Annotated in this window: 25 protein-coding genes and 1 riboswitch; of the genes, 12 read left to right on the forward strand and 13 right to left on the reverse strand. The window is 47.0% G+C overall.

Annotated elements, in window-relative coordinates; genetic code table 11:
* Positions 1–14: 14 nt before the first annotated feature.
* The gene (locus AAIG11_RS01760; RefSeq protein WP_343184558.1) at positions 15–3,617 is read left to right on the forward strand and encodes a glycoside hydrolase family 130 protein; all 3,603 of its coding nucleotides are present in this window, start codon (positions 15–17) and stop codon (positions 3,615–3,617) included.
* Between the two features lie 388 nt (positions 3,618–4,005).
* Positions 4,006–6,198: a catalase/peroxidase HPI gene (gene katG / locus AAIG11_RS01765; RefSeq protein ID WP_343184559.1), complete on the forward strand. Its 2,193-nt coding sequence runs from the start codon at positions 4,006–4,008 to the stop codon at positions 6,196–6,198.
* Positions 6,199–6,512: 314 nt separating this feature from the next.
* On the opposite strand, the gene AAIG11_RS01770 is transcribed toward katG, so the two are convergent.
* Positions 6,513–7,613, reverse strand: coding sequence for a YkvI family membrane protein (locus AAIG11_RS01770; RefSeq protein ID WP_343184560.1), 1,101 nt, complete (start codon positions 7,611–7,613; stop codon positions 6,513–6,515).
* A 130-nt stretch (positions 7,614–7,743) separates the two neighbouring features.
* Between AAIG11_RS01770 and AAIG11_RS01775 the strand changes: the two genes are divergently transcribed.
* The 8 genes from AAIG11_RS01775 (at position 7,744) to AAIG11_RS01810 (ending at position 14,938) form a co-directional block, all read left to right on the forward strand.
* A complete protein-coding gene (locus AAIG11_RS01775; RefSeq protein WP_343184561.1) occupies positions 7,744–9,060 on the forward strand; it encodes a pyridoxal phosphate-dependent aminotransferase in 1,317 nt (438 codons plus the stop codon).
* Between the two features lie 269 nt (positions 9,061–9,329).
* Positions 9,330–10,265, forward strand: coding sequence for an MBL fold metallo-hydrolase (locus AAIG11_RS01780; protein WP_343184562.1), 936 nt, complete (start codon positions 9,330–9,332; stop codon positions 10,263–10,265).
* Positions 10,266–10,674: 409 nt separating this feature from the next.
* Positions 10,675–11,577, forward strand: coding sequence for a DMT family transporter (locus AAIG11_RS01785; RefSeq protein ID WP_343184563.1), 903 nt, complete (start codon positions 10,675–10,677; stop codon positions 11,575–11,577).
* A gap of 147 nt (positions 11,578–11,724) precedes the next feature.
* Positions 11,725–12,225 carry a GNAT family N-acetyltransferase gene (locus AAIG11_RS01790; protein WP_343184564.1) on the forward strand — a complete coding sequence of 167 codons (501 nt, stop codon included), beginning with the start codon at positions 11,725–11,727 and terminating at the stop codon, positions 12,223–12,225.
* A 198-nt stretch (positions 12,226–12,423) separates the two neighbouring features.
* The gene (locus AAIG11_RS01795) at positions 12,424–12,921 is read left to right on the forward strand and encodes a MarR family winged helix-turn-helix transcriptional regulator (protein WP_343184565.1); all 498 of its coding nucleotides are present in this window, start codon (positions 12,424–12,426) and stop codon (positions 12,919–12,921) included.
* A gap of 26 nt (positions 12,922–12,947) precedes the next feature.
* On the forward strand, positions 12,948–13,559 hold the full coding sequence (gene wrbA, locus AAIG11_RS01800) for an NAD(P)H:quinone oxidoreductase type IV (protein ID WP_343184566.1): 612 nt from the start codon (positions 12,948–12,950) through the stop codon (positions 13,557–13,559).
* A 151-nt stretch (positions 13,560–13,710) separates the two neighbouring features.
* Complete coding sequence (locus tag AAIG11_RS01805) at positions 13,711–14,217, forward strand: GAF domain-containing protein (protein WP_343184567.1); 507 nt, start codon at positions 13,711–13,713, stop codon at positions 14,215–14,217.
* 244 nt (positions 14,218–14,461) lie between these two features.
* Positions 14,462–14,938 (forward strand): lecithin retinol acyltransferase family protein, encoded by a 477-nt coding sequence (locus AAIG11_RS01810; protein WP_343184568.1) that lies wholly within the window; start codon positions 14,462–14,464, stop codon positions 14,936–14,938.
* Between the two features lie 132 nt (positions 14,939–15,070).
* Here the strand turns inward: AAIG11_RS01810 and AAIG11_RS01815 are convergent, their stop codons facing one another.
* The 4 genes from AAIG11_RS01815 to AAIG11_RS01830 are packed head-to-tail and all read right to left on the reverse strand — an operon-like array spanning position 15,071 to position 17,660.
* On the reverse strand, positions 15,071–15,610 hold the full coding sequence (locus AAIG11_RS01815) for a 2-oxoacid:ferredoxin oxidoreductase subunit gamma family protein (RefSeq protein WP_343184569.1): 540 nt from the start codon (positions 15,608–15,610) through the stop codon (positions 15,071–15,073).
* Complete coding sequence (locus AAIG11_RS01820) at positions 15,607–16,359, reverse strand: thiamine pyrophosphate-dependent enzyme (RefSeq protein ID WP_343184570.1); 753 nt, start codon at positions 16,357–16,359, stop codon at positions 15,607–15,609. The genes AAIG11_RS01815 and AAIG11_RS01820 overlap by 4 nt, the downstream gene beginning before the upstream one ends.
* The gene (gene vorB, locus AAIG11_RS01825) at positions 16,356–17,432 is read right to left on the reverse strand and encodes a 3-methyl-2-oxobutanoate dehydrogenase subunit VorB (protein WP_343184571.1); all 1,077 of its coding nucleotides are present in this window, start codon (positions 17,430–17,432) and stop codon (positions 16,356–16,358) included. The genes AAIG11_RS01820 and vorB overlap by 4 nt, the downstream gene beginning before the upstream one ends.
* Before the next feature lie 24 nt (positions 17,433–17,456).
* Complete coding sequence (locus AAIG11_RS01830) at positions 17,457–17,660, reverse strand: 4Fe-4S dicluster domain-containing protein (RefSeq protein ID WP_343184572.1); 204 nt, start codon at positions 17,658–17,660, stop codon at positions 17,457–17,459.
* Positions 17,661–17,930: 270 nt separating this feature from the next.
* Here AAIG11_RS01830 and AAIG11_RS01835 point away from each other — a divergent pair, with 270 nt between their 5' ends.
* Positions 17,931–18,824, forward strand: coding sequence for a LysR family transcriptional regulator (locus AAIG11_RS01835; protein WP_343184573.1), 894 nt, complete (start codon positions 17,931–17,933; stop codon positions 18,822–18,824).
* Positions 18,825–18,840: 16 nt separating this feature from the next.
* Here AAIG11_RS01835 and AAIG11_RS01840 read toward each other — a convergent pair whose 3' ends face one another.
* The 6 genes from AAIG11_RS01840 to AAIG11_RS01865 all read right to left on the reverse strand — a co-directional run bounded on the left by AAIG11_RS01840 (position 18,841) and on the right by AAIG11_RS01865 (position 22,766).
* Positions 18,841–19,377 carry a permease gene (locus AAIG11_RS01840; protein ID WP_343184574.1) on the reverse strand — a complete coding sequence of 179 codons (537 nt, stop codon included), beginning with the start codon at positions 19,375–19,377 and terminating at the stop codon, positions 18,841–18,843.
* Positions 19,377–19,883 carry a permease gene (locus tag AAIG11_RS01845; RefSeq protein ID WP_343184575.1) on the reverse strand — a complete coding sequence of 169 codons (507 nt, stop codon included), beginning with the start codon at positions 19,881–19,883 and terminating at the stop codon, positions 19,377–19,379. The genes AAIG11_RS01840 and AAIG11_RS01845 overlap by 1 nt, the downstream gene beginning before the upstream one ends.
* Positions 19,884–19,918: 35 nt before the next feature.
* Positions 19,919–20,242 carry a hypothetical protein gene (locus AAIG11_RS01850; protein WP_343184576.1) on the reverse strand — a complete coding sequence of 108 codons (324 nt, stop codon included), beginning with the start codon at positions 20,240–20,242 and terminating at the stop codon, positions 19,919–19,921.
* Between the two features lie 56 nt (positions 20,243–20,298).
* Complete coding sequence (locus AAIG11_RS01855) at positions 20,299–21,615, reverse strand: DUF1576 domain-containing protein (protein ID WP_343184577.1); 1,317 nt, start codon at positions 21,613–21,615, stop codon at positions 20,299–20,301.
* A 130-nt stretch (positions 21,616–21,745) separates the two neighbouring features.
* On the reverse strand, positions 21,746–22,066 hold the full coding sequence (locus tag AAIG11_RS01860; RefSeq protein WP_343184578.1) for an AzlD domain-containing protein: 321 nt from the start codon (positions 22,064–22,066) through the stop codon (positions 21,746–21,748).
* Positions 22,059–22,766: an AzlC family ABC transporter permease gene (locus AAIG11_RS01865; protein ID WP_343184579.1), complete on the reverse strand. Its 708-nt coding sequence runs from the start codon at positions 22,764–22,766 to the stop codon at positions 22,059–22,061. Before AAIG11_RS01865 ends, AAIG11_RS01860 begins: the two co-directional genes overlap by 8 nt.
* A 158-nt stretch (positions 22,767–22,924) precedes the next feature.
* Between AAIG11_RS01865 and AAIG11_RS01870 the strand changes: the two genes are divergently transcribed.
* A complete protein-coding gene (locus tag AAIG11_RS01870; RefSeq protein WP_343184580.1) occupies positions 22,925–23,920 on the forward strand; it encodes a zinc-binding dehydrogenase in 996 nt (331 codons plus the stop codon).
* Positions 23,921–23,937: 17 nt separating this feature from the next.
* Here AAIG11_RS01870 and sdaAA read toward each other — a convergent pair whose 3' ends face one another.
* Together sdaAA and sdaAB are read right to left on the reverse strand one after the other, a co-directional pair.
* The gene (gene sdaAA / locus AAIG11_RS01875; RefSeq protein WP_343184581.1) at positions 23,938–24,810 is read right to left on the reverse strand and encodes an L-serine ammonia-lyase, iron-sulfur-dependent, subunit alpha; all 873 of its coding nucleotides are present in this window, start codon (positions 24,808–24,810) and stop codon (positions 23,938–23,940) included.
* A 167-nt stretch (positions 24,811–24,977) separates the two neighbouring features.
* Positions 24,978–25,661: an L-serine ammonia-lyase, iron-sulfur-dependent subunit beta gene (gene sdaAB / locus AAIG11_RS01880; RefSeq protein ID WP_343184582.1), complete on the reverse strand. Its 684-nt coding sequence runs from the start codon at positions 25,659–25,661 to the stop codon at positions 24,978–24,980.
* 132 nt (positions 25,662–25,793) lie between these two features.
* Positions 25,794–25,909: riboswitch (FMN riboswitch) on the forward strand.
* Positions 25,910–25,960 lie beyond the last annotated feature (51 nt).

A 25,960-nucleotide genomic window follows, 5' to 3' on the forward strand; every position in this document is an offset into this window, starting at 1 on the left:
GGAGGTGTTTTAAGGTGGATCAAACAGAAACAAAATATCAGAAATGCATCGCATCGGTCTTTCAAAAAATAATAATGAAAGACAGGGTCGATCTGGTGGTGGGAATCCCTTTGGTATCAGCCTGGGAGGATGCGCAAGAGATGATATCCATTTTGGATTCTGGCATGAGTGCTTTTTATCCGGAGCTCAAGGTGCTGTATATTTCTCTGGGCTGCCCGCACCAATCATCTGTGGGAACGCTGGAAGTTTATGAGTCAGGCCGGAAAGAACCGGTGTTGATCAGTGAAATTGAAAGCTCTCTGTCTGGACGGGGGTGGGCTGTCAGAGGGCTAATGGATATTGCCCACAGAATGTCTGCAGATCTGTTGATTGCTGAACAGAATCTTCTTCCCAAGACGGGTGATGATTTACCAAAAGGACTGGCTCCTGACTGGGTAAAACTGATGTATCAGCCCATTCGTGACGGTGTCGCACAATTTGTATTACCCCGGTTTACGCTGTCTCACCTGGCCAATCCTGTTGGATACCACTTTGCTTTTCCGATAGTGGCAACTCTTTTTAATGTGGAACTGAAAGCCTGCATGGATGCAGGTATGGCCATTTCACGGCAGCTTCTTTCCCAGTTGGTGAGTGATCTTGCATTTACTAAAGATGAAGTGAATGAGTATGGACTAAACTATTGGCTGATTGCCCGGGTTTCAGAAATGAAGGCCAAAACAGCGGAAGTGTATTTGGGTGTTAAACCCAAAACGTCTCTACCGGTGAATATGAACCATCTTTTTAGTCAGGCAGCGCATGTGATCTTTCAGTTTGTGAAAAAAAGCCAGGAAAACTGGATGACTTCACCCCAGGCAGTTCATTCGTCGCTGATCATCGGGTTTCGGAAAGATCAGTTTTTAGAGGATACCGAGAACGATGTTCGGCCCCGAATTGCCCAATTTAGAAGAGGATATAACCGCTATTATGAAGCCGTCTGGTCCCGTGTTTTTTCTGAGGATGTTTCCAGTCAATTAGTTAGTATTGTTCAAAAAGCAGAAATTGGACAAGAGACATTTGCTTTTCCGGCTGCTCTCTGGACACAGATCGTCTATGAAACCATCATCGCCTATCATTTCATTCCCATGGTGGACAACGAGGATCTCATTAATGGGTTGGCAGCGCTGTTTGAAGGCCGACTGGCTGGCTATTTCCTTGAAATTGAAAAGGATACCGGCAACTATAAGGACCAAGAACCAACACACTTTACTGCTGATTCATTTCAGGCCCAGGCCAATCTGGAAGCACAAGTGGACGAGTTTATCAGCCGGAAGAATGCATTTCGACAAAACTGGCTTCACCACAAGGCGGAGCTGGAACCATTTCTCCCTGAAATTTCATACTGGGAGTATATTCCGGGTGTTCCCATTCTACTGCCTCATGTGGCAAAATCACCTGCCGGAAACACAACACATGTGTATGACACCTACGAAAAATTGCTACAGGAATATTCTGAAGAATTCAAGCAGTTCATCCGGGAGAACCTGGACCTCACCCCGGATGCAGGACACGAAAAAATCAGTCGGGGAATCAAGGAACAGGTCGGTCAGTTGGAGGAAGATCTGGACGAAATTCTGTTGCCTGGAAACCTTCATAATATGAGGGGGGTACAACGGATTACGGATAAGATATTCCGCCTCTATCCTTCTCCACAGAGCATGTCGTTGAAAGAAGAAGCAGCCATCCGTCTGCTGCGGGTGAATCCGCCCCGTAATCTGATTACCCGATGGGGATATCAGGATATGGAAGAGCTCCTGCAACATCGCAATGCACTGGACATACTTGCGCTGGCTCCCTGGGCAGAAATCGACAAGTACAGCACGTGGAATACAGAATGGCTGCGGGAGAATTTGAAGCCGGAAGATTTTGAAATGTCACCAGTGGTGCCCTTGGTGGTGGATTACACAGATTTTCCTGGATTAACCAGCATGGCAGAAGCATCCAGCCTGTACCATTTGACCAGTAGGGTGGTGATCAGCAACCTGCGGGAAGGAAGCGGCGGCGAATATCCCAAAATTCGGTTCCTGACAACAACATTAAAGCGAATCATTGAAGCAGAGCAGTACGGAAAAGCATGGGAAACCTTTGCGCAGAGCTGCGTTACCGATGAGTTTGCCAAGTGCGTGATCAACTCCATTGGTGGTCATTGGGGTATGGGTATGTTCTCAGCTCATGCTATCTTTGAAAACACACAACAGATGATTCTGCGAAATAAACTTCTGGAAATCGCTGGCTACGACTGGGGATTATCTGGACTTGCTGTGGAAAGAGCCAAAGAGCAGCTGACCCGTATGGCTAATGCCTATCATCTGGGACTGACTCTACCAGACGGCGTTTTTGTCACCTGCTGCGCCTGGAGCTGGGCCAGCTATAGTTCCAAAGGTGGAAAAGGAATTCCCACTCCACTTTCATTAATGGTGGAACGTCGCAGGTTCAGCAGTGAACTGTTCAGTCGGTTGTATGAAAAAGTGGCGGGAGAAAGAGCAGATATTATGCCAATGATCATTGATTTGATGGGTCAGGGCAAAGAAAGGGAAGACTTGGCTGTTCGTTGTCTGGGAGCCGTTCCCGTGAAATCAGAATTGATTATTGACCATAAAGATGGTCTGGAAACCAGCCCTCATGCCGGTAAAATGGTGCGATCTCCTTACAACCCGATTCTGGCACCCCTGGCAGAAAATGACTGGGAAAACAAATACGTACTCAACTGTGGAGCCATCCGGCTTCAGGGCTCCGTGCACATCTTTTACCGGGCTGTTGGGGATGATGGCATTTCACGAATTGGTCTGGCTGTCAGCCGTGATGGCCTGAAGGTAGATGAACGTTTTTCGGAACCCATTTTCAGTCCGGCCAATGACAGTGAAAAAATGGGCTGTGAAGATCCCCGCCTTATTGCCATGGAAGGACGCATCTATATGCTGTACACCGCCTATGATGGCGTCCTCCCCCAGATCGCCCTGGCTTCCATTTCAGAAGAAGATATGGCAGCCCGCAATTGGGATGGATGGCATCGGGAGGGGCTTCTTTTTCCCGGATTCCACAACAAAGACGCGGTTTTGTTTCCAGAACGGTTTGACGGAAAGCTGGTCCTGTATCATCGGATTGCCCCCAGTATATGGATCACCTATTCTGACACCTTCACAACTCCCTGGCCCCGGGATGGCCACAAAATTATTCTGGGAACCCGGTCGGGAATGACCTGGGATGCTGTTAAAATTGGTGCAGGGGCCCAGCCCATCAAAACAAAATATGGGTGGCTCCACATTTACCACGGAGTGGATTATGTCTTCTGCTACCGCCTTGGTGTGTTTCTCACTTCTTTGGAAGATCCTGCAAAACTCATATATCGCTCACCTAATCCCGTATTGGAGCCGGAAACATCCTATGAACTAGGCGTCTCGGGAAAAAGCTGGGTACCAAATGTGGTGTTCACCTGCGGAGCTGTTCCAACAGAAGATAAAGACATGCTGGATGCAGAAGATGAGCTTTTGGTGTATTATGGAGGAGCTGACACAGTGATCGGTGTTGCATCTGCTAAAGTGAAAGATCTGATTCCCGAAAAATACAGGCAATTGCCGTAGGTCACAGCACTTAAATGATTAATGGAATAGAAGCAGTGTGAAAAAGCATTTTCGAAAGAAAACGACGTACTTCTGATGCAAATCAATAGTCTGGAATAGGTATAGCGCCACACTTTGAGGCATGTGCGTGTTGCGAAGAAATCATGAGATGAAACCAGCGGGCAATGAATAATTGAACAGGGTATCGAGATTTGTTTTCATGAGGCCTGAAAAAGTGTCGTTATTATCACACTTTTTCGGGCCAATATTGATGAGGCAGAAATAATCATATGCCAGCAAATGATTTAAAACCTGATTTTTTTAAAAAACAATATCGTTTTGTGATGATTACAAAGGGTATAACAATCATAGCTGTGTATTGTTGGTGATGAATAAAGGAGGATGGCCAATGAGCGGAAATGGAAAATGTCCGGTAACCGGTATGACAAGAGCCAAGGCAGCTGGTGGTGGTACAGCAAATCGTGACTGGTGGCCCAATCAGCTAAACCTTAAAATGCTTCACCAGAACCCTCCAGCCAGAAATCCCATGGGCGAAGGGTTCAACTATGCAGAGGAGTTTAAAAAGCTGGATTTGGCGGCGATTAAGCAAGATCTTTATGCCCTGATGACAGATTCACAGGACTGGTGGCCTGCTGACTATGGCCACTATGGCGGACTCTTTATTAGAATGGCCTGGCACAGCGCCGGTACTTACCGAATGGGCGATGGTCGAGGCGGGGCCGGATCAGGAACCCAACGCTTTGCACCTCTTAACAGCTGGCCGGATAATGTGAACTTGGATAAGGCTCGACGTTTGCTGTGGCCTATTAAGCAGAAATATGGCAAACACATTTCATGGGCAGATCTGATGATTCTGGCAGGCAACTGTGCACTGGAATCCATGGGATTTAAAACCTTTGGGTTTGCCGGAGGCCGGGAAGATGTCTGGGAGCCTGAGGAAGATATTTACTGGGGGCAGGAAAGTGAGTGGTTGGATGATAAGCGTTACTCCGGTGACAGGGATCTGGAAAATCCTTTGGCCGCGGTGCAAATGGGCCTCATTTATGTAAATCCGGAAGGCCCCAATGGCCAGCCCAGCGCGGTGGAATCAGGCAAGGATGTGCGGGAGACCTTTAAACGAATGGCCATGAACGATGAAGAAACGGTGGCGCTTGTTGCAGGCGGCCACACCTTCGGAAAATGCCACGGTGCCGGAGATCCAGCCCACGTGGGGCCGGAGCCGGAAGCTGCTTCCATTGAAGATCAGGGGCTTGGGTGGAAAAACAGTATGGGCAGCGGCGTAGGGGACGATACCATCTCCAGTGGCATTGAAGGTGCCTGGACACCAACACCCACCAAATGGGACAATAGTTATCTGGAACTCCTTTTCAAATACGACTGGGATCTGGTGAAAAGCCCTGCTGGAGCCTGGCAGTGGATTCCTGTGGACACTGAACCTGAAGACATGGTGCCCGGGGCACATGATTCGTCAAAGAAGTTTCCACCTATGATGACCACTGCAGACCTTTCCCTTCGAATGGATTCCATTTACAAGCCCATTGCCCTGCACTTCAGAGATCATCCAGAAGAGCTGGCAGATGCTTTTGCTCGGGCTTGGTTTAAGTTGACCCATCGGGATATGGGACCTCGCTCCCGGTACCTTGGGGCTGAAGTACCCCAGGAAGAACTCATCTGGCAAGACCCGGTACCGCCGGTGAATCATGAGCTGGTGGGTGAACAAGAAATTGCCAGCCTGAAAGAGCAAATCCTCACCAGCGGACTGTCCATTGCGGAACTGGTGGGCACTGCCTGGTCATCGGCATCCACTTTCCGGAGCTCAGATAAACGGGGTGGTGCCAATGGTGCACGTATACGCCTGTTGCCACAACGAAACTGGGAAGCCAGCCAGCCGGAGCGGCTTGAGAAGGTGTTGCAAGTGCTGGAAAAAATAAAGACAGAGTTTGACGCAAAGGGAGACAGTAAAAAAGTGTCTCTGGCAGATCTCATCGTTTTGGCCGGGTGCGCAGGTGTTGAAAAAGCTGCTCAAAATGCAGGTTTCCACGCAACAGTTCCCTTTTTCCCTGGCAGAACAGATGCCACTCAGGAACAAACCGACGTCGAGGCCTTTGAAGTGCTGGAGCCGAAAGCAGATGGATTCATTAACTTCAGCAAGGCCAAATTTGCCTGCGCTGCAGAGGAAATGTTGGTAGATCGGGCACAGCTGCTGGGACTGACTGCACCAGAGATGGCGGTACTGGTCGCAGGCCTGAGAATGATAGATGTCAATTTCGGGAGCAAAGCTCATGGTGTTTTCACACATCGACCCGGGAGTCTGACCAATGATTTCTTTGTAAACCTGCTGGATATGGGCACTGTGTGGAAGCCAGTTTCAGAAGACAGCGAGGTTTTTGAAGGACGTGATCGCAAAACCAATGAACTCAAATGGACGGGCACCCGGGTGGACCTTGTCTTTGGTTCCAACTCAGAGTTGCGGGCAATCGCAGAAGTATATGCCAGTGATGATGCTAAAGAGAAGTTCGTTAAGGACTTTATGGCGGCCTGGAACAAAGTGATGAATGCAGACCGCTTCGATCTTGCATAGATAAAAGTCGTTTAACAGCTCCAGCTTCAAACGTATGTTTCAAGCGCTTGCCTGATCACAGGCAAGCGCTTTTGCCATTGATGGATAAAAAAGTGGTATAATGAAATAGCAGCATGCAAACAAGGCTACGCAGTACATAAGAGGCGCAACATTATTATCGATGAAGATGAATTGGCCTCTGGTGAGTGGAACAACAGAGATGATGTTCCTCCCGATGATTTAAAGATCAGCCTGACAGGAGAAATGATGGAAGCATTCCGAAAAGGGACGATAACAGCACCTTCAGATGACAAATGCTGTAATGAGAAAATCTGTTAAGAAGAAAGATTTGTCTTGGTTCCACCGACAGCAGAAAAGAAGCGGCGATACAGCATACCAGCCATGAGGATAAGCCCCAGATACCCAACAGCTGGGTACACAATGCCCACCATCGTTGCAAACTGCAGATGGCCTCCAAAAAATGCAAGGATGGTCAGAAAAAGGGCAGCAAACCGATATTTCAACGTGTGATCATTACCTTCAATACGGTTCACAGCTGTCCACAACATGGAAGTAGAGGCAGTGTAGATGCCAGTCAGCATCAACAGGGCAAAGAAAGGTGCGATTGGTGGGATGCTGGCAGAAGCCATGGCCAGCGATGGAATCTGTTTGTTGTAGACATCACCGATGATCACCAGCAAACCTGTACTTAAAATCATGGCACCGGCGAGAAAGAAAATGCCTGCAAACATGCCTCCCAGCCTGGTATCAATGCGGTTTTTGGCTTGCTTGCCAATACCGGCTGCGAAAGGCATGAAACCAACCATGAGAAATGACGCGTACATGATTCCAGAAACAAACCAGTGGGAATAAGCACTTGGCACATGAAGGCTTTGCAGCACGCGGGCTGAATCAACAATGCCGCCAGAATGGCGTGCAATGCTGGTGAGGCTGATGATCATGGTAACAGAAATAAAGAAAGGTGCAATGGAACCCACAATACGGGCCAGCCTTTTCAAGCCTGTGAGCACTGTTATCAAAGGCAGCACTGCCATGAAAAATCGCCCCAAAGCAGGATGAAGGCCAAAGTGTTCATGGATGGTGGCGGCGGCAGCTGAGATCATAATGGAAAAAGCCAGCAGCATGAGGGTGGGCACAAACCATTTAAAAAATAGTCCGATACGCTGGCCGCAGTAATAGGTGAAAATGTCATTGGCATCCTCGAACTGCTGGGTGCGTCCATCCTCCAGAATGGTCATGGAGATCCAGGCAAGCAGCAGCATTCCCACCAGCCCTGCACCGATGCTGCCAATAAACCCCAGATGGGTGAAGAACTGCATGACCTCCTGTCCGGAGGCGAAGCCTGCACCCACCACAGACCCCATAATGGCCCCGCCGAATAGAATGATTTCTTTCCAATGTGCTTTTTCTGGCATGAGATGTCCTCCTGTAAGTGAAATTTGTGTCACTATATGATAAAATGGAATCAAGCATGGAAGAAAGACTTCAAAAAAGCGCGGCATTGTAAAATCCTTTGTTGTCAGAAAAATGAAAAGGAGAATGAAAATGAGCAAACCGGTTTTATCAGCACATTTTGAATCCAGAAATCCGTCGGATGTTCGCCTGGCGCAAATGAAGTACGATGAGCGGGCCGTGAAGCCGGCGGCGGTGATCAATGTGGGAATCGGTAATGTGTCACTTCCCACCAATCCGGCTATGATGAAGCGGATGTTTGAACTTCAGGCACCTGAAAGTCCTTTTGACAAAGGTGTGATTCGTTACACCGGTACGGCGGGTACAGTGGAATGCCAAGATGCGTTTAAGAATATCCTGAAATGTGAAGGATTCGACACCAGCAAGCTGTATGTGCAGGTGACAGATGGCGGTTCATCAGGTATGGAGCTGGTGATTCTGGGAGTTTGCGGCCCAGCCGGAACCAATGAAAAGCCTTTGATGATGATTGATCCCGCTTATACCAACTATATTTCATTTGCTGAACGGGTGGGGCGTAAAACCATTACCGTTAAACGACAAATGGCAGAAGACGGCCGATTCACACTGCCGGAGCTGGACAAAATTGAAGCAACTATCCAGGCCAACAAACCGGGAGCACTGCTGGTGATTCCCTACGACAACCCTACGGGACAATTGTACGATCACGAGACACTGGTGGAACTGGCAAAACTGTGTGTGAAGTATAATATGTGGATGATCAGTGATGAAGCTTACCGGGAACTTTACTATGATGACGATATCAAGCTGGTGAGCATTTGGGGCATCACAGATGCAGAGGTGCCCGGCATAGAGGGCCGCCGCATCAGCATTGAGACAGCCTCAAAGGTATGGAATGCATGCGGTCTGCGAATTGGTGCTGTTATTACCGATAGTGCTGAGTTCCATACCCGGTCTGTGGCTGAATACACAGCCAACCTTTGCGCCAATGCCATTGGGCAGTACATTTTTGGAGCGCTGGCCCATGAAAGCAAGGAAGATCTCTTGGGATGGTGCAAAGATTTGCGGGTTTATTACAAAAAACAAATCGTCATGGTGAACGAAGGTTTAAAGCAGCACGAACCCGGCTTGATCGTTTCCAGCCCCGATGCATCCATTTATTCAGTGATCGAAGTGCGTAATGTGGTGAAACCTGGATTTGATGCCATCGACTTTGTACTTTATTGTGCAGGTGAAGGTTCAGCGGTGATTGATGGTGTTGAAACCACACTGCTGGTGGCACCCATGAAAGGCTTCTATGATATCAAAGAAGGTGAATCAAATCCAGGTAACACCCAGTTCAGAATTTCTTTCGTGGAATCTCCTGAAAATATGGCGAAGGTGCCGGAGCTTTTTGTGAAGTTGCTCCGTCAGTACGAAGCACAACGTTAAGCTGAAAAGCAGCACAAAGAAGTACTGAAACACTGGTATTTCATAGATCAAGGGGCTGATGTCTGCTTCACAGGCATCAGCTCTTTGATTATCAAATAGTCGCATCTGATGAAGCATTGTCATCTGGCGCTTGTCTGTATCATTATAACATGCTGACCAATGACTTTTGTAAAAAAAGTGGCCGATAGAGAGGTTTGGACTGCTGGCAGCTGCGTATAATAAGCAAAGAAGTGATAGGCTGTCAATTGAGGGGTCGCTGGAGAAAGCACATGTTGGAAGCATATTCAAAAGGTGAACATCAGGAGACTGAACGGAAAACCGTGGAAGTACACGTTGGAGCAACGAATGGAAAGCGGGGAAATGAGATGAAACTGACAGTGCTCATGGATAACAACACAATAATCGACCGGTATTTTCTGGGGGAACCAGGATTATCCTACCTGCTGGAAGTGGATGACCGCAAGATCCTCTTTGACACTGGGTACAGTGATGCTTACCTTCTCAACGGTCAGAAAATGGGTATTCATTTTTTTGATTTAGACGCCATCGTATTAAGCCATTCGCATATGGATCACACATGGGGACTTGAGCCGCTCATCAAACGGTTTAGTGAAGAAGTGATGGAAGGCAGGCAGTTTCGACAACCAATACTTGTAGCACACCCGCACATTTTTGACTCCAAATCATTTTTTGGAATTGAGGAGTTCGGGGTGAATGTGGATCCGCAAAAATTAGCGAAATATATGACGCCTCAGCTCACCCGGGAACCTTTCTGGCTGACAGAGCACTTGGTCTTTTTGGGCGAAATTCCCCGGAAAAATGATTTTGAAGCCAGACGCAGCATTGGCAAAGTGCTTGTGGGAAACATGCTGGTAGACGATTACAGCATGGACGACAGCGCGCTTTGCTATACAGGACCAGAGGGGTTGGTGATTATTACCGGCTGCTCCCATGCCGGAATTTGCAACATTATAGAACATGCCAGGGCTGTATGTGGCGACGAAAGAGTACGTGATGTCATCGGCGGATTCCACCTGCTTGACCCTGAAGAAAAGCAGATGAGCGGCACAGTGGCATATTTTAAATCTCAAGGTATTAAACAAACCCATCCCTGCCATTGCACCGATTTAAAATCAAAAATTGAACTGGCCAAGTGGATCCCGGTTGAAGAGGTGGGCGTTGGTCTGGTACTGGAGTATACTTAAGCTTCCACAAGCTTTCAAAAAACCGCAATACTGCACACAGCAATGACCGAACTTTGTTTTCAAAACAAGTTCGGTCATTGCTGTTTATTGCACAAGGGCAACATCACCTATTTTGCCTGGAAATCAAACGTTTCGTCAACAAAGAAGTAACAGGCAACCAGCAGACAAGCAAAAAGCATTCGAAACGATCATAAAGAAATAAACAGTACCAATGTATGGACGAATCGGTTAAAATAGGATATCTGAAATTTCTAGATCAAGCGAGGTGGTGATGAGGTGGGTTCCATTGACTATAAAATTTTGAAATACCGGGTCATTCAAATCGAAAATGTAGCGGCAACGAATAAGGTACTAATCATTAAATCATAGACATTGCCCAATAATTGAAAAACAAGGAGGCTAATTGACCATGAGTTTTATACAGCAATACACAGGTGAACTGGCGGCATTGGCCACGGCCTTTTGCTGGGCAGTCACAGCCACTGCCTTTGAACACAGCGCCAAACGAATCGGATCTATGAATATGAACCTGCTGCGTTTGCTGCTTGGACTCATATTTCTCTCAACATACACTTTCGTTAGCCGGGGCTATTGGTTGCCATTCGATGCGACTCGTGCCGAATGGTTTTGGCTCACTCTTTCAGGCATCGTTGGCATTGTCATTGGTGACATTCTTTTATTTGAAGCATTTGTACGTATTGGAGCCAGAATATCGATGTTGATCTATTCTAGCGTACCACCCCTGAGTGGGCTGATGGCTCTGATTTTTTTGGGAGAAAAAATGACGCTCATCCAGATTGTCGGTATGTTTATCACCGTTGCAGGAATCGTTTCGGTGATTCTTGTGACAGAAAAAGATACCAGTAAAATTCACTTTACTTACCCGGTGATCGGAGTTCTTTTTGCTTTTGGAGGGGCGGCAGGCCAGGCGGGCGGGTATATTTTGGGTAAACATGGCATGGCTGGCTACGATCCCTTTTCAGCAACACAAATTCGTCTCATTGCCGGTCTCGTCTGTTTTATCATACTTTTCACTGTCAGAAATCACTGGCCTCATCTGATGCGCGCTTTTAAACAAAAGGAGGCACTGGTATCACTGACGATCGGATCGTTCTTTGGCCCTTTTCTGGGAATTTCCCTGTCATTGATGGCGGTGCAGCGAATTAATCCGGGAGTGGCTTCAACTTTAATTTCCCTCACACCCATTTTGCTGATTCCTTATGCTTTTATGGTGAAAAAGGAACGTGTCACTTTGAGGGAAATTCTGGGAACGGTCATTGCTCTCACTGGTGCGGCGATCATGTTTATATGAGTATCCCAATCAATTTTAAAAGCAGTTCAACCCGTAAATAGTTGGCGTATACAACCATTGAATGATATAATGGCCGACATAACCAAAAAACCAACTATCAAAGGTGTTTAAATCGGAGCACCTGAAATGAAAATAGGAGGCACAGTGATGGAGTATACCATTGAAACAATGAAAAACAGTGACTGGGAACAGGTGGCGGCCATATACCTGGCGGGCATTCAAACAGGCATTGCCACCTTTCAAACAAAAATTCCTTCATGGGAAGCTTGGGATGAAAGTCATGTCGAAAGCTGTCGGCTGGTAGCTCGGTCCAATGATCAGATCCATGGTTGGGCTGCAATTTCTCCCACCTCCAGCCGGTGTGTGTATGCTGGCGTAGGCGAGGTCAGTATTTACATAGATGCCGCCTGCCGAGGTATGGGGATTGGTCAGGCGCTGTTGAATCAATTAGTGAAGTGTTCCGAAGAAAATGGTTATTGGACACTGCAGGCCGGGGTTCTCAGAGAAAACGAAGCCAGTCGGGCACTTCATGTGAAATGCGGATTTAAAGAGCTGGGCATACGGGAAAAACTGGGGAAAATGCCCACAGGAAAATGGCACGATGTGGTTTTTCTTGAAAGAAGAAGTCAAAGAGTAGGGCAAGAATAGTCATTGACAGACTGAAACAGGGAAAAGTTTTTCAGCTGAAAAACCTGCTGTAGAAAACTGTAAATCTTGATTCCAGAAAATATAAAATATAGATGTTTAAAGAAACAAGAATCAGTGTATATAATATATAACGAAATCGAGATATTTTACACTGAGACAAATGTGAGGCGAATGAGACAAAAGTGGGGAGGGAAGGTGATGGAATCACAAGATAATCAGCAGGAAACCTTTACATCATTAAAACTATTTGTGGTGTTGAATCGTGCAGCACGATCTGTGAATGATAGAATTGCAGAAGATATTCGTTCTCACGGGTTAAACCCCACTGAGTTTGCAGTGATGGAACTTCTTTATAACAAAGGCGATCAGCCAGTGCAGGTAATCGGGAAAAAAGTACTTATTGCCAGTTCCAGCATCACCTATGTGGTAGATAAACTGCAAAATAGAGGGTATGTGGAGCGAAGTGCATGTCCCAATGACCGTCGGGTAATTTACACGAAGCTCACTGGGAGGGGACGTGATTTGATGAAGAGAATTTTTCCTGAGCATGCTGAGATGATTCAGCAGTTATTTAGTCATCTGACAATGGACGAAAAAAAGATGTTGGCAGAACAACTTAAATCAATCGGTAAGTATGCGCAAAGTTTCAAAATAGAATATGACAGAAAATCGGAGCATCATAGAGATTTAAGCTGAGAAGTAAAATGAAAAGGAGAGATGACATGTCAACCAAACTGGCAATTGTATTTTACAGTTCAACAGGAACCAACTTCCAACTGGCCCAGTGGGCAGCGGAAGGAGCAAAAGAGGCGGGGGCAGAAGTAAGGCTGTTGAAAGTGCCTGAACTCATGCCGCAGGAGGTAGTTGAGGCTGATCCGGCAAAAGTGAAGCATCAACAGAATGTGAAAGATGTACCCGAAGTTAAACCTGAAGATTTGGAATGGGCTGACGCCATTATTTTCAGTGTGTCTGCACGATTTGGCAATATGGCATCACCTATGAAGGCATTTTTCGATTCTCTGGGAGGCCTTTGGTTCCAAGGGAAACTGGCAAATAAGGTGGTCAGTGCTATGACCTCGGCACAAAACCCCCATGGCGGTCAGGAAGCAGTCATTCTGTCGCTTTATACTTCCATGTATCACTGGGGAGCTATTGTGGCAGCACCAGGATATACAGATCAGTCCATCTTTGGAGCAGGAGGCAACCCTTACGGGGTCAGTGTGTCAGTTAACGGAGAAGGTGAAATTCAAGGAGATATAGACGCAATTAGAGCAGCAACAAGTCATCAGGCAAAAAGAACGGTCACGGTTGCCGGATGGGTGAAACAAGGTTAAGGGAAGAAGAATAACTATTTTTGCTAAATGGGAGTTGCACCTGCAACTCCCATTTGTTGGATTTGCATAAATATTTCTGGAGTTGTAAAATGAAATAGATCTGATAATCGAGAAATCTTCTTAAGAAAGATAAATAATATGAGGTGATGAAATGGAAACTGTTAAACATCCTGCGTTTACAAATAAAACAGAACTTTATCGCTATATGAATACCCGTTTGGTGGGATTTTTATCGTCAGAAACTGACTGGCTGGCCAATCTATGTAATGCAGCTGCACTCATCAACGAACTGTTGAAAGACATCAACTGGGTGGGGTTCTATCTGGCAAATGGTGATAATAAACTTATTCTGGGTCCTTTTCAGGGGAAACCTGCCTGTGTACATCTCTATTACGGGAAAGGAGTTTGTGGAACGGCGGCAGAAACCAAAACAGTACAGTTAGTACCTGATGTGCATGCCTTTCCGGGCCATGTGGCCTGTGATGCAGATTCCCGTTCAGAAATTGTGCTGCCTATTGTAGTTGATGATGTGGTGGTGGCTGTGTTGGATATCGACAGCCCAACACTGAATCGGTTTGACGAAGAAGATCAGGAAGGCCTTGAGAAGGTCACCAGAACACTCTGCCAATTTATTCTCTGGGATCAGGTAAAGAAGTAAACTAAAAAATGTCACATTCATGAAAAAAAGCGTGTCGATTGGCCGTTGAAAGGATATAATAAGGCAAGACGATTTTTGTCAGACAAAATGATGACACGGTCGTCATAATAAAAAGACCGGTCATACCAAACAAAAGCCATCATTTCGTTCGCGGCTGACGGCATTCCTGGTAATGACAAACCATGGTCAGACATTAAAATGAAGCGAAGGAAGTGATTCAATGCAGGGAGACATTCTATTTGTTATGCGCGAGCCATTACGCTTTGGCTCAATAGGGATTCGGGTAAATGATGAAACACGCTGGATCGATCGGCTGATCATCCGGTTTTTACGATACAGGCACTATGGCATAGAGGTGGAAGACGGACAGGTTATCCATTTTTACTGCAACAGCCTTTTAGCATTGCCCCAGGCGACCATTGCAAAAGTACCACTGGCAGTTTTCGCCAAAGATGGTGTGGTGAAAGTGGATCGCTCGGTGAAACGGCTTTATTCACGGGAACTGGTGGTGAAAAGAGCTTACAGCCAGTTAAACTCAAACTTTGAAGGATATCATTACAGTCAAAATAACTGCGAACACTTTGCTGTCTGGTGTGCTACAGGAGAGCGGCAGTCACAGCAAAATCTGATTCGGGAAGCAGCAGCAAGATGGATGAGCCTTCCTTTGAGAACTGGGGAAAAAGTGATGGCAAGCATTGCATTGTTTAGCTTTTTTCAGTAGTGAAGGGCATTAGTTCAGTAAGCGTGACATCTTCACAGCGATGATACAACTATAAAAGCCTGCAGATGAGCATCAAGATCTGCAGGCTTTTCATTTGACGGAGTAGGGTTTCTTTTAATTGCCCTGAAAGAGTTAGTGGTTTTCTGTGAAGGCAAGCCCTTTTCTAATGGCAGACATATTGGCATCCATCAACTGAGGACGTTTCATCGTCAATTTTTCCATGGCCTTTTCAATGGTGTCATAATGGACCAAGTTAAGTGAAGGAAGCAGGGCCCCCAGGCATACCATGTTGGCAATGGAAGGATTTCCCAGTTCATTGGCAATTTCAGTGGCAGGCACTTTGATAATGGTAATGTCAGTTCGCTCTTGCTCTGGATTTGCAAGTGAAGCATTTACCACCAGAACACCTCCCGGTTTAATTCGGGATGCAAATTTTTCGTAGGCAGGTTTGTTCAATACGATAGCGGCATCTGCTTGGTCGATGACATGGGAAAAGATTTCCCCGTCGGCCAAAATTACTGAACAGTTGGCAGTTCCACCCCGCATTTCTGGTCCGTAGGAAGGAATCCAACACAAGTCGAGATCAGCGCTCATACCTGCATAGGCCAGCACTTTACCCAAAAACATGACGCCCTGACCACCGAAGCCGGCCATGATCACTTTATCCATCATAATAGAGCCACCTCCTCTGTCACTTTCAGCTCGCCAAGTTCGTAGACAGGCATCATGTTATCCCGAAGCCACTGAAGGCTGTCAACAGGTGTTAATCCCCAGTTGGTGGGACAAGTTGAAAGAACACTGACCAATGAAAAACCGAGTCCTGCCTGCTGCACCTTAAAAGCTTTGCGAATGGCATTTTTGGTTTTTTGAATGTTTTTAGGAGAATCCACTGAAACGGAAGCCACATAAGCAGCACCTGGAATACCGGCGATCACTTTTGGAAAATCCATGGGGAAGCCCATGGTCACAGGATCGCGGCCAAAAGGACTGGTGCTGGTTTTCATATCTGTCAGGGTGGTGGGGGCCATTTGGCCGCCGGTCATACCATAGATGGCGTTATTAACCATGATAGAAGTTATTTTTTCACCACGGGCAGCCACATGAATGGCATGCTGTGTGCCAATGGCAGCAATGTCACCATCGCCTTGATAAGTGAACACTGTTCGGTGAGGCAGCGCCCGTTTAATGCCGGTACCCACCGCCTGTGCCCGGCCATGCGCCGCACCAACAAAGTCACAGGAGAAAAAATCCTGACTGAAGCCGGCACACCCAACTGGTGAAACACCGATGGTATTATCAATGATATCAAGTTCTTCCAATATTTCGGCAATCAGACGCATAATGGTTCCATGAGTACATCCCGGGCAAAAAGTGAAGGGTACTTCAGTAAGCCCTTTTGTGCGTGAAAAGACTTTCTTCATGCCTGCACCTCCCTGGTATCGGTAGCAATCATTTCTTCAATATAGTCGAGAATTTCCGTTTCTGTCGGGAGCATACCGCCCTGCCGGTGATATAAATGAACGGGAACCTGGCACTCAACAGCCAATTTAACATCTTCAATCATCTGGCCGGTATTCAACTCAACTGTAACGATGCTCTTCACTCTTTCCAAATGAGGCTCAAACGCTTTTTCTGGGAAGGGCCACAGGGTGATGGGGCGAATCAGACCCAATTTAATACCCTTTTTGCGGGCATTGAGAACGGTGCTTTTACAGATACGGCCCGTGGTTCCATAACTCACCAGCAGGTAATCGGCATCCTCAGCGTGAAAGGATTCCCAGCGCTGTTCAACTTCTTGAATAGCCTTGTATTTTGCTTCCCAGTAGCGGTTATTGGCTTCTCCAATTTCATTGGTTAATGAGTAGCTGGCAAGAATGCGTTTTTCTCTTCCTTCACAACCGTCCACTACCCAGGTGCGGTCAAACTTAGGGGATTCGGGGCGATCTTTCAATACAACGGGCTCCATGGTTTGGCCAAGATAACCGTCAGTGAGAACCATCACTGGATTACGGTATTGATCCGCCAGATCAAAGGCTTCCATCGTGTAATCATAAAGCTCCTGAGCTTTGGAAGGTGCAAGTACGATGAGCCGGTAATCCCCATGACCACCGCCCTTGACAGATTGAAAGTAGTCTGACTGAGCAGGCCCCAAACCACCCAGGCCCGGGCCGCATCGGTTCACATTTACCACAACCATTGGTAGTTCAACAGCAGCACTGAAAGACAGACCTTCCTGCTTCAGACTGATTCCAGGACTTGAAGAGGCAGTCATCACCCGGTTGCCGGTACAGGCTGCACCATAGCACATGTTGATGGCTCCAATTTCATCTTCAGCCTGCAAAACGGTACCGCCCTGGGAAGGCAGATTAGCTGACAGGTATTCAATAACCTCTGTAGAGGGTGTGATGGGATACCCGAAAAATAATTTACATCCTGAACGAATGGCGGCCTCGCCAATGATTTCATTTCCTTTTAATAATACCTTTTCTTCCACGATAGATGCCACTCCCTTCACTGGTTATTTGTAGACATCGATGGCAACATCAGGACAAACTGTTGCACACAGTGCACATCCAATGCATTTATCCTGATCGATACAGGTGGCGACAAAGTAACCTTTTTCGTTGGTCCGGTCGCTGATAGCCATGATTTTCTTCGGACAAATGTCAACACAGAGGCTGCAACTTTTACAGTACTTTTCTATGACCACGGCTTTTGGCAATGTGATCCCTCCTGTTCCCTTTGTAAAATGGAATTGCTGTGAATGGAAAACGATGTCATGTTCAACGTTTTGTTGAATGATTAAAAAGATTTCAGTTTAAGCATAATCAACTTGAGTGCAATTGTGAAATATCAGAAAAGGATTTCAGTAATCAGATTTAAAGATTAATATTGAGATAAAAAAATGTAAATGTTATTATTAAAACAACCTTCAGTATATGATGGTTGAGGTTCATGATTTTTCGAAGGAATTTTGAAGGAGTGAGACGAAATGGAAATTCGTCAGTTGAAATATTTTGCTGCTGTGGCTGAATATCTAAACTTTACAGAGGCCTCCCGCCATCTCTATGTGGCTCAGTCGGCGGTAAGCCAGCAAGTGGCAGAACTTGAGAATCAACTGGGAGTGAAATTATTTTGGCGCAATAAACGTACGGTTCGTCTCACCAGTGCCGGTGAAGTTTTGTTGAAAGAAACAATATTTCTCCTTTCAAGGTTGGAAGAAGCGGCTGAAAAAACTAAAAGAGCTGACTCAGGGCTTATTGGCCGGCTGCGCATTGGGTTTTTGGGGTATACCGAGCGATTTATACTACCTTCGCTTGTAAGACGCTTTCGACATAAATACCCCCACATTGACCTGGAGCTGGAACAATATCATCATGGAGATCTGATTGAGCGACTCAACAACGAAGAGCTGGATATCGGATTTACCTTTTCCTTTGGTGTTGAATCCATTGGCAGCTTGAATCGAATCTGTGTGCATCACGAGACGATGTCTGTGGTTCTTCATGAAGATCACCCTGCTGCACAAGAGGAAGTCATTAATTTGGCAGATTTGGCGACGGAACCCTTTGTTGTACTGAATCGGCGGGAATCACCACAGGGTTACCATCAGACATTGCAAATCTGCTCAACATATGGCTTTGCTCCGAATATTGCTCACGAGCCCCGGTTGTTGCAAACTGCACTTATGTTGGTGGATGCAGGTATGGGCATTGCGGTGCTGCCCACAAGCGCAAAATTACAAGCCTCCAAGAGTCTGCGTTTCATTCAGTTGGATGAACATCAGGGATCTCACGAATTGGTTGTAGCTTGGAAAAAAAACACTGCCAACCCTTCCATTAGTTTATTTTTGGAAGAAATGGCAGTGGAGAAGCCGGTGGTATAAATGCTGTGACATGCATTTAGCTGGTAAGATGCTCTGCATTTAGATATAGGCGCTGGCGCTCATCATCAGCGATGAAAAAATCAACTATCCAGGCGATGAATAAGATGCCTGGTATGTTCACCAATAAACGGACAAGCATGAAAGGAGCTCCCATGGAAGTCATTTCAAAAAGGAGCAGCGGAATCTTGGTGGTGGACCAGGCACCTAAAAATATCAGAACATTACGATAGCTGGTCCCTTTTTTCATGAGGACGGCAGCGATGGGAAAAGCGCCATAAAGAGGGCCGGCAGCGGCTGATCCAAGAATAAAGGCCAGCAGAACACCTTTGACACCTGAATCGGTTCCCATAAAACGCACCATGGTTTCCCGGGGCACCCAGACATCAAGCAGGCCCAGCAAAATAAAAATGGGCGGCACAATCATCAGCATCTCTTTCACGCTGAAAGCGGTGACCTGAAGGGCGACTACTCCTTGTGAGGCATTGAAACAAAACAGCGCCATCAAAACTGCCAATGAAAAAACAGCAAAGCGATACTTTTTCAACAGTGCCATCAGGATACCACCCTTCCAATGACCATTGCCACCACAAACGAAAAGAGGAAGGCCAGTAGGTTGCGCAGCAAAGTTGACTGTTTTCCAAAGTAAGTGACTTCCACGGGAATGGTAATGATGCCGACCATCATCAGAGAAGAAATAAATGCGGCAATTTGCATGAGGCCAGCACCGCCCTCAAGGAGCAATGCAGCTGTCGGAAAAGCGACAAATCCGGGGATTAAGGTAACAGCACCCACGACAGAGGCCAGCACCACCCCTGACCAGCCTGATTGATCACCCAGCAGTTGACCGATGGTCAGTGGGTCCATGACGGCCATCACGACACCCACCAGCAAAATAACCCCAATAAACTGAGGGAGAATATTTTCGAAGGAACGCCAAGCCTTTTTAAGTGCCAGGCGAGTCTTGTCCGGGTTTTTGCCATAAGAAATGATCAGGATCAAAAAAGTGAAGAAATAGAGAAGGAGCTGTTGCATTACCAATGCCTCACTTTCAACTGGCACCTGCCAAATAGCAGATGCCAGTTCATCGAGTCAGATTAATTTTTCCGAAAAACAGTAATGGATAATTTTTGCAGGTCGTAGGAGACATCAGCACAGTCAACTAGTGACCCCAACAGATTCAGTTCCTGGCGTGTGTCATTGCCACCCAACAGACCCCAATAATATTCCTCCAACTCGGGCTGGCGGGGAGTGTTTAACAGCTCATTCAACTGATCCAAATCTGCAGGACGGCTGAGACAGGTGCCTTCAAGCATTATTTTGCATTCGGTTTCGCCATAATGCAAGTCCATTTGCACATCATTGATATTGTTGCGAAAAAAGTACCCGATGAGTTCTTCAAGCATTTTAATGGTTTTCATGCGTTCACTGGTCAAAGAGCAGTCCTCCTTTTCATGTTTACATGGCAGGGGTAAGTTTAAGAAGATTTTTTTAATGAATCAAAAATGGGCACAAGTACTGCGGCTACAAAGCCGCCAGAAAAACCATTGTTGTATAAGTTCATACCACCGTGTAAGTAACCCACATTCATCACCACGGACATGTGAAAGAAGCCAGCAATAATACCATAACCCCAACCGTAGTAACCGGCAATGGGGGCGAGGGTGGTGCCAAAGAGAGCTGCCAGCAGCGCACCGGTGGCATTGACCTCCCATACTTGTACCAGAGAAGCCAGGTAGACGCCTGCCAAAACGGGCAATATGTTTTTGACATGCTTACCAAAAGCACCAAATCCGACGATGGTGAAAATTCCACCAATGGTGGGCCCATTCAGTTGTCCCCCCACTATAAGTACATAGCCGGTGGAAATATACCCCAGCAGAGCCATGTTCATCATGGAAGCCCCAAAGCCGTTGGAAGTAACAAAATCGGAAACCAAACGGCCAGACTGTCGCCAGATACGTGTCAGGCCGGGCATGACACGCCGGCTGAAGTAGAAACCGGTGATCAGCATACCTGTAAAGAAAATGAACAGATAAGTGCCCAGTAATCGATTGAATCCTTCAGCAACGATTAGGGTTGTTGGATTCTGAAAATCAAAAGCTCTCATCACAGCCATAAAAAACATGCCGGTAACGCCTGCAGTAAAACCGATGTTATAGAGGTTGAAGCCTTGGTGAAACTTGACAAAATGATTGGCCAGGGGAGGAAGGCAAAAACCTGCAATGATACCGGCCAGAATACCTGCCGGAAAAGCAAGTGCAGGAGAGAGACCAAGCCCAAAGGTAATTTGGCTGATCAAGGGCCCCAGGGCTGTCCCGAAGAAAGCAATAAGGATAAACTTGCTGAATTTTTCCTGCTGATAACGGGCGTGAAGCAGAACCCCCCCCATGATCGCCCATACGTTATAGATATTCTTGCCAAAGAGAGCAAATCCGGCGACGGTAAAGACGGCAGCCATAACGGGTCCATTCATATTAATTTCGTTACGGTGGGCAATGGCAATGGCAGCCAGCATCAATAGACCACTGTTGAAAAAGGCTGCACCAATATTTCCCACAACCAAGTAGTCGGTGACAAGAATGCTGGGAGCGACGACAATATGAGTCATTCCTGTCAAGATTTCTGAAGGTGTATTAAAAAAGATAGATGACAGCAGTAAGATGCACGCTATTGCTGTCACAATTCGGTACTTCACTGTTTCTCCAACGATCACAAAACCTTTTCGCTCCTGGATTTCTTCTTCTGATGTGGGCAGTTGAGTATTTCGAGTAAGTTCAGCGGATTTCTCCAAATGATAACCTCCTGACAAAAGATTCACAAGTAATCAAAACACGGTCATAGTATAACAGCAAAGTGAGAAGATTTAAAGGGAAAATAATGAACTTCTCCTTATTTTTGTAAATGTGAGAGCAGACGTCAACTCACATATATGTGAGCAGCCAGAAGATGCCAAGACCCACCAGCGTGGTTGCCAGCAGATTTTTTGTTTTCCAGGCGACTGCCAATGCCAGCAAACCGGCCACCAGACGATGATTTCCAAGAGAGAGAGCGGGCACCCCATTCTGTATGATCAATGCCGGAAAGATCAGGGCTGAAAGGACAGCCGCGGGGACGAATCGCATGGAACGGTGGAGCCACTGGGGCAGAGACATTCGGCCATACAGAAAGATAAAGGAAAAACGAAGCAGGAAAGTTCCCAAAGCAATGGCAGAGAGCAAAGGAAGTAAGGCCAGATTAGTCATGATGGGTCGCCTCCTCTGCTTTGTGTTTCCCAAAATGCTCTACCAGCGCGCCAGCAGCAATTCCCGAAATGGCAGCCAGTATCAGACCGCCATTCATGGGAATAGGTGCAGCAATCACTGCCACAAACCCACCGGTGACAACAGCGGCAACAACCGGCATATCATTGACGGATTTCATGAGTACAGCAATGAATGTCAGGGGAATGGCGAAATCCAACCCAAGATGTGAGGGAATCACTGCACCCAGCATAATTCCGACAAACGTGAAAGTCTGCCATACGGCCCACATAATGAGAGAAGCGCCCAGATAAAACCAGCGGGGGTTTTCGTCAGGGTCATTGATAAAGTGAGCCAGAGACATGGCATAGCTTTGATCGGTCATCAAATGAGACAGCAACACTTTCCATCCGAAAGGTTCTTTTTTGAAGTATGGGGCGATGGACAGGCTGTAAATCATAAAGCGAAAATTGATGATGATGGCTGTGTAAAGAATCACCAGTGATGAAGCACCGGTATGAATGAGCTGTAATACTGCCAGCTGTGCAGCTCCTGCAAAAATGAACAAGGACATAAACATGGTCATGCCGGGAGAAACACCGGTGTTGACTGCTGTAATGCCGGTGATCATGGCAAAGGGGATGATGCCCAGCAACACTGGCAACATCGTTTGAGCTCCCCGTAGCATACTTGATGACTTCATGTGAACAGATCCTTTCGGTCAATTTCAATTTTGATTTCATTTCAATACTCAATGGTTTTGTTCTGCGTAAAGAGGGAATGTATATAAAGAGAGAATCTACATAAGGATAAGAATGCAAACCATGCCACTATGATAATTGACAAAAGGAGTTGAATGAAATGAAAGCAATGATCATTCGTGAGTTTGGCGGTCCAGAAAAATTCCAGATGGCAGAAATCGCCGAACCAAAACCTAAAGCAAATCAGGTGCTTATTCGGGTCAAAACATCTTCGGTGAACCCCATCGATATGAAAATTCGCAGTGGGCTGGTTCCTGCTGCAGCACCGCCTTTTCCAGCCGTATTAAACGTGGATGTGGCAGGTGTCGTGGTTGAAGTGGGGGCGGCAGTGGATGGGTTTTCGCCAGGTGACCGGGTGGTCGCCCTTGGTGGCGGTGTGAAAGGTCATCATGGAGCTTTGGCTGAATACACATGCATCGACGCTCCGCTGCTGGCAAAAATACCTGATGAAGTGTCTGATGCTGCAGCGGCTGCACTACCGGTGGCGGGCTTAACTGCCTGGGAAGCCCTTGTGAACCGGGGGCAGGTAAAGGCTGATGATCTGGTGCTGATTCACGGCGGTGCTGGCGGCGTGGGGCATATGGCGGTACAGTTGGCCGCTGCTCTGGGGACGGAAGTAGCCACCACTGTTTCTGGCGATGAGAAAGCGGCATTAGCGAAAAAACTGGGTGCCCGCCATGTGATTGATTATCGAAAAGAAACAGTTGAAGCTTATGTGCAGGCTTACACTCATCAGAAAGGTTTTAGGTTCGTACTGGACACTGTGGGGGGTGAAAATCTGGACCGCTCTTTCCAGGCTGCGGCTTTAAAAGGAACCGTGGTGGCAACTAATACCCGGTCAACCCATAATCTGGCCCTAATGCATGGAAAAGGACTGACGCTTCATGTGGTGTTTTTGCTGGTTCCCTTATTGTTCGGGCTTGAGAAAGAACAAGTGGGCTCAGATCTGAAAAAACTGCTGGCAATGACAGCAGAAGGGCGGCTGGCACCGGCGCTTCATCAGCAGTCATTTGGATTCAGCGACATTAAAGGGGCACATGAGTTACTGGAGCAGGGGGGGTATCTTGGTAAAATAAGTCTTGTGAACGATTTGTAGTAGATGGCTACTCACTCTTATCTATCAGCCAGCTGCTTTTTCAGCCGACAGGCGGTGGGCGTAACCGCGATACCACCTCTGGCAGTTTCGCGCAATGTTTCTGGCAGGCTGCGGCCAACTTCTCCCATTGCTGCAACCACTTCATCAAAGGGAATAATGCTGTTGATGCCAGCCAGTGCCATTTCAGCACTGATCAGAGCATTGGCAGCACCCAAGCCATTCCTTTTCTGACAGGGAGACTCCACAAGACCAGCCACGGGATCACATACCTGACCCATCACATTTTTCAATGCAATGGCTGCAGCATGCAAGCTTGTTTCCGGGGCGGCACCCATCAGTTCGCAGATGGCAGAGGCAGTCATGGCAGCAGCAGAACCCGTTTCAGCCTGACAGCCGCCTTCTGCACCTGAGACGGTGGCATTATGAAAAATAATGGTACCAATGGCAGCAGCATTGAAAAGACCGCTGACCACCTGGTCATCGCTCCATTCAAAGGTTTCCTGTAATGCCTTCAATGTACCAGGCAGAATGCCACAGGAACCGCCTGTGGGTGCTGCCACCACAATTCCCATGGAGGCGTTGACTTCCAAGAGTCCCATGGCATATGCCACAGCTTTTCCCGTTACCTGTCCGCAAAGGGAAGTATTGGTGTGAACCCGTTGCATTAATTTGATGCCTTCGCCTCCAATTAGACCACCCATTGAAGTGCGCGGTTTCTCAAGGGAAAGTTGAATTCCCCGCTGCATGACCTGCCATTGGTCGTGCATTCGCTGCCAAATAGAAGCTTCTGGCGCTGAGAACAAATCGGCTTCTTGATGAACCATGACTTGTGAGATGGTGCAACGCTTTTGGCTGCAGGTTTGCAGTAATTGTTCGCCGAGATAAAACATGAAAATTCCTCCTTGAAGAAACACAGGCATGCTGCATTCTGAATGGTTGCAATACAGTAATGATCATGACAGTAAAAGACGGATGCTGCATGACAATCTTGCTTGATGACATGATCCTTTTTTTAACTAAGAAATGACCGGCGGTCGAGGTTAACCTCAGATGATCATCACCCAGAGTTGGTCTCAAAAGAGATGAGAAATACATCTGAAATGGCAGCGTGTGAAGCAATAGAGGCAATCAACTCCGTTGAAACCGGCTCGTCTGTTTCCAAAATGGTGTAAGCGGCATCTCCTTTTTCATGGCGATACATGCGAATGGTCCCAATGTTAATGGAAGAACCTGCCAGCAGGCTGGTAATGTGAGCAGCCACACCGGGGCGATCTAACTGCTGAACAATCAGGGTGGGATATTCTCCCGTAAAAGAAACTTCAATGCCATTGATGCGAGTGATGATGACTTCACCGCCGCCAATGGAGGCCCCTTCAAGCGACAATCGACGTCCAGAAGCGCCCTGGGCAGTCATCGAAACCGTATTGGGATGCATGGAGGGTGTCAGTGGAGCTGTTTCAAAGGAGTAGACAATCTTTTTTTCAGAGGCAATGGTAAGCGCGCGGGGAATATCTTGGTGATCAGTGGGATATCCCATGATCCCAGCCACCAGAGCCCGGTCAGTGCCGTGACCTTGGTAGGTGTCAGAAAATGAACCGTGAAGTAAAAAATCAACCTGAATCACAGGCTCTTTCAGAATACGACAGGCGATGAGGGCGATGCGCAGTGCACCTGCCGTATGAGAACTGGAAGGGCCTGCCATTACCGGTCCAATGATATCAAATGCACTTAGTTTTTTCATCGTTATTCACTCCTTACCACCACCATTATACCGTTTTTGTAATTAATGAAAAGCATCTTTTACTAAATGACACAGAGTTAACAAAGGTGACAACTTAATGGTTGACAATTCATCTGAATGTGCTATCATAAAACCAAACTTCAGGGACAGGTGAGATTCCGTACCGGCGGTGATAGCCCGCGAACCGAAAGGTTGATCTGGTGAGATTCCAGAGCCGACAGTTAAAGTCTGGATGGGAGAAGTGTGATATGACAGTGGTGGTTATTACCGCTGTTTGTGGGGGCTGATTGTCGTCCCTG

The sequence above is a fragment of the Anoxynatronum sibiricum genome (genome assembly GCF_039414295.1).
Lineage (GTDB): Bacteria > Bacillota > Clostridia > Peptostreptococcales > Tindalliaceae > Anoxynatronum > Anoxynatronum sibiricum.

Coding starts and splice junctions, on each gene's coding strand:
- katG (WP_343184559.1), top strand. CDS start 4,006: ATGAGCGGAAATGGAAAATGTCCGGTAACCGGTATGACAAGAGCCAAG.
- AAIG11_RS01770 (WP_343184560.1), bottom strand. CDS start 7,613: ATGCCAGAAAAAGCACATTGGAAAGAAATCATTCTATTCGGCGGGGCC.
- AAIG11_RS01775 (WP_343184561.1), top strand. CDS start 7,744: ATGAGCAAACCGGTTTTATCAGCACATTTTGAATCCAGAAATCCGTCG.
- AAIG11_RS01780 (WP_343184562.1), top strand. CDS start 9,330: ATGTTGGAAGCATATTCAAAAGGTGAACATCAGGAGACTGAACGGAAA.
- AAIG11_RS01785 (WP_343184563.1), top strand. CDS start 10,675: ATGAGTTTTATACAGCAATACACAGGTGAACTGGCGGCATTGGCCACG.
- AAIG11_RS01790 (WP_343184564.1), top strand. CDS start 11,725: ATGGAGTATACCATTGAAACAATGAAAAACAGTGACTGGGAACAGGTG.
- AAIG11_RS01795 (WP_343184565.1), top strand. CDS start 12,424: ATGGAATCACAAGATAATCAGCAGGAAACCTTTACATCATTAAAACTA.
- wrbA (WP_343184566.1), top strand. CDS start 12,948: ATGTCAACCAAACTGGCAATTGTATTTTACAGTTCAACAGGAACCAAC.
- AAIG11_RS01805 (WP_343184567.1), top strand. CDS start 13,711: ATGGAAACTGTTAAACATCCTGCGTTTACAAATAAAACAGAACTTTAT.
- AAIG11_RS01810 (WP_343184568.1), top strand. CDS start 14,462: ATGCGCGAGCCATTACGCTTTGGCTCAATAGGGATTCGGGTAAATGAT.
- AAIG11_RS01815 (WP_343184569.1), bottom strand. CDS start 15,610: ATGATGGATAAAGTGATCATGGCCGGCTTCGGTGGTCAGGGCGTCATG.
- AAIG11_RS01820 (WP_343184570.1), bottom strand. CDS start 16,359: ATGAAGAAAGTCTTTTCACGCACAAAAGGGCTTACTGAAGTACCCTTC.
- AAIG11_RS01835 (WP_343184573.1), top strand. CDS start 17,931: ATGGAAATTCGTCAGTTGAAATATTTTGCTGCTGTGGCTGAATATCTA.
- AAIG11_RS01840 (WP_343184574.1), bottom strand. CDS start 19,377: ATGGCACTGTTGAAAAAGTATCGCTTTGCTGTTTTTTCATTGGCAGTT.
- AAIG11_RS01850 (WP_343184576.1), bottom strand. CDS start 20,242: ATGAAAACCATTAAAATGCTTGAAGAACTCATCGGGTACTTTTTTCGC.
- AAIG11_RS01860 (WP_343184578.1), bottom strand. CDS start 22,066: ATGACTAATCTGGCCTTACTTCCTTTGCTCTCTGCCATTGCTTTGGGA.
- AAIG11_RS01865 (WP_343184579.1), bottom strand. CDS start 22,766: ATGAAGTCATCAAGTATGCTACGGGGAGCTCAAACGATGTTGCCAGTG.
- AAIG11_RS01870 (WP_343184580.1), top strand. CDS start 22,925: ATGAAAGCAATGATCATTCGTGAGTTTGGCGGTCCAGAAAAATTCCAG.
- sdaAA (WP_343184581.1), bottom strand. CDS start 24,810: ATGTTTTATCTCGGCGAACAATTACTGCAAACCTGCAGCCAAAAGCGT.
- sdaAB (WP_343184582.1), bottom strand. CDS start 25,661: ATGAAAAAACTAAGTGCATTTGATATCATTGGACCGGTAATGGCAGGC.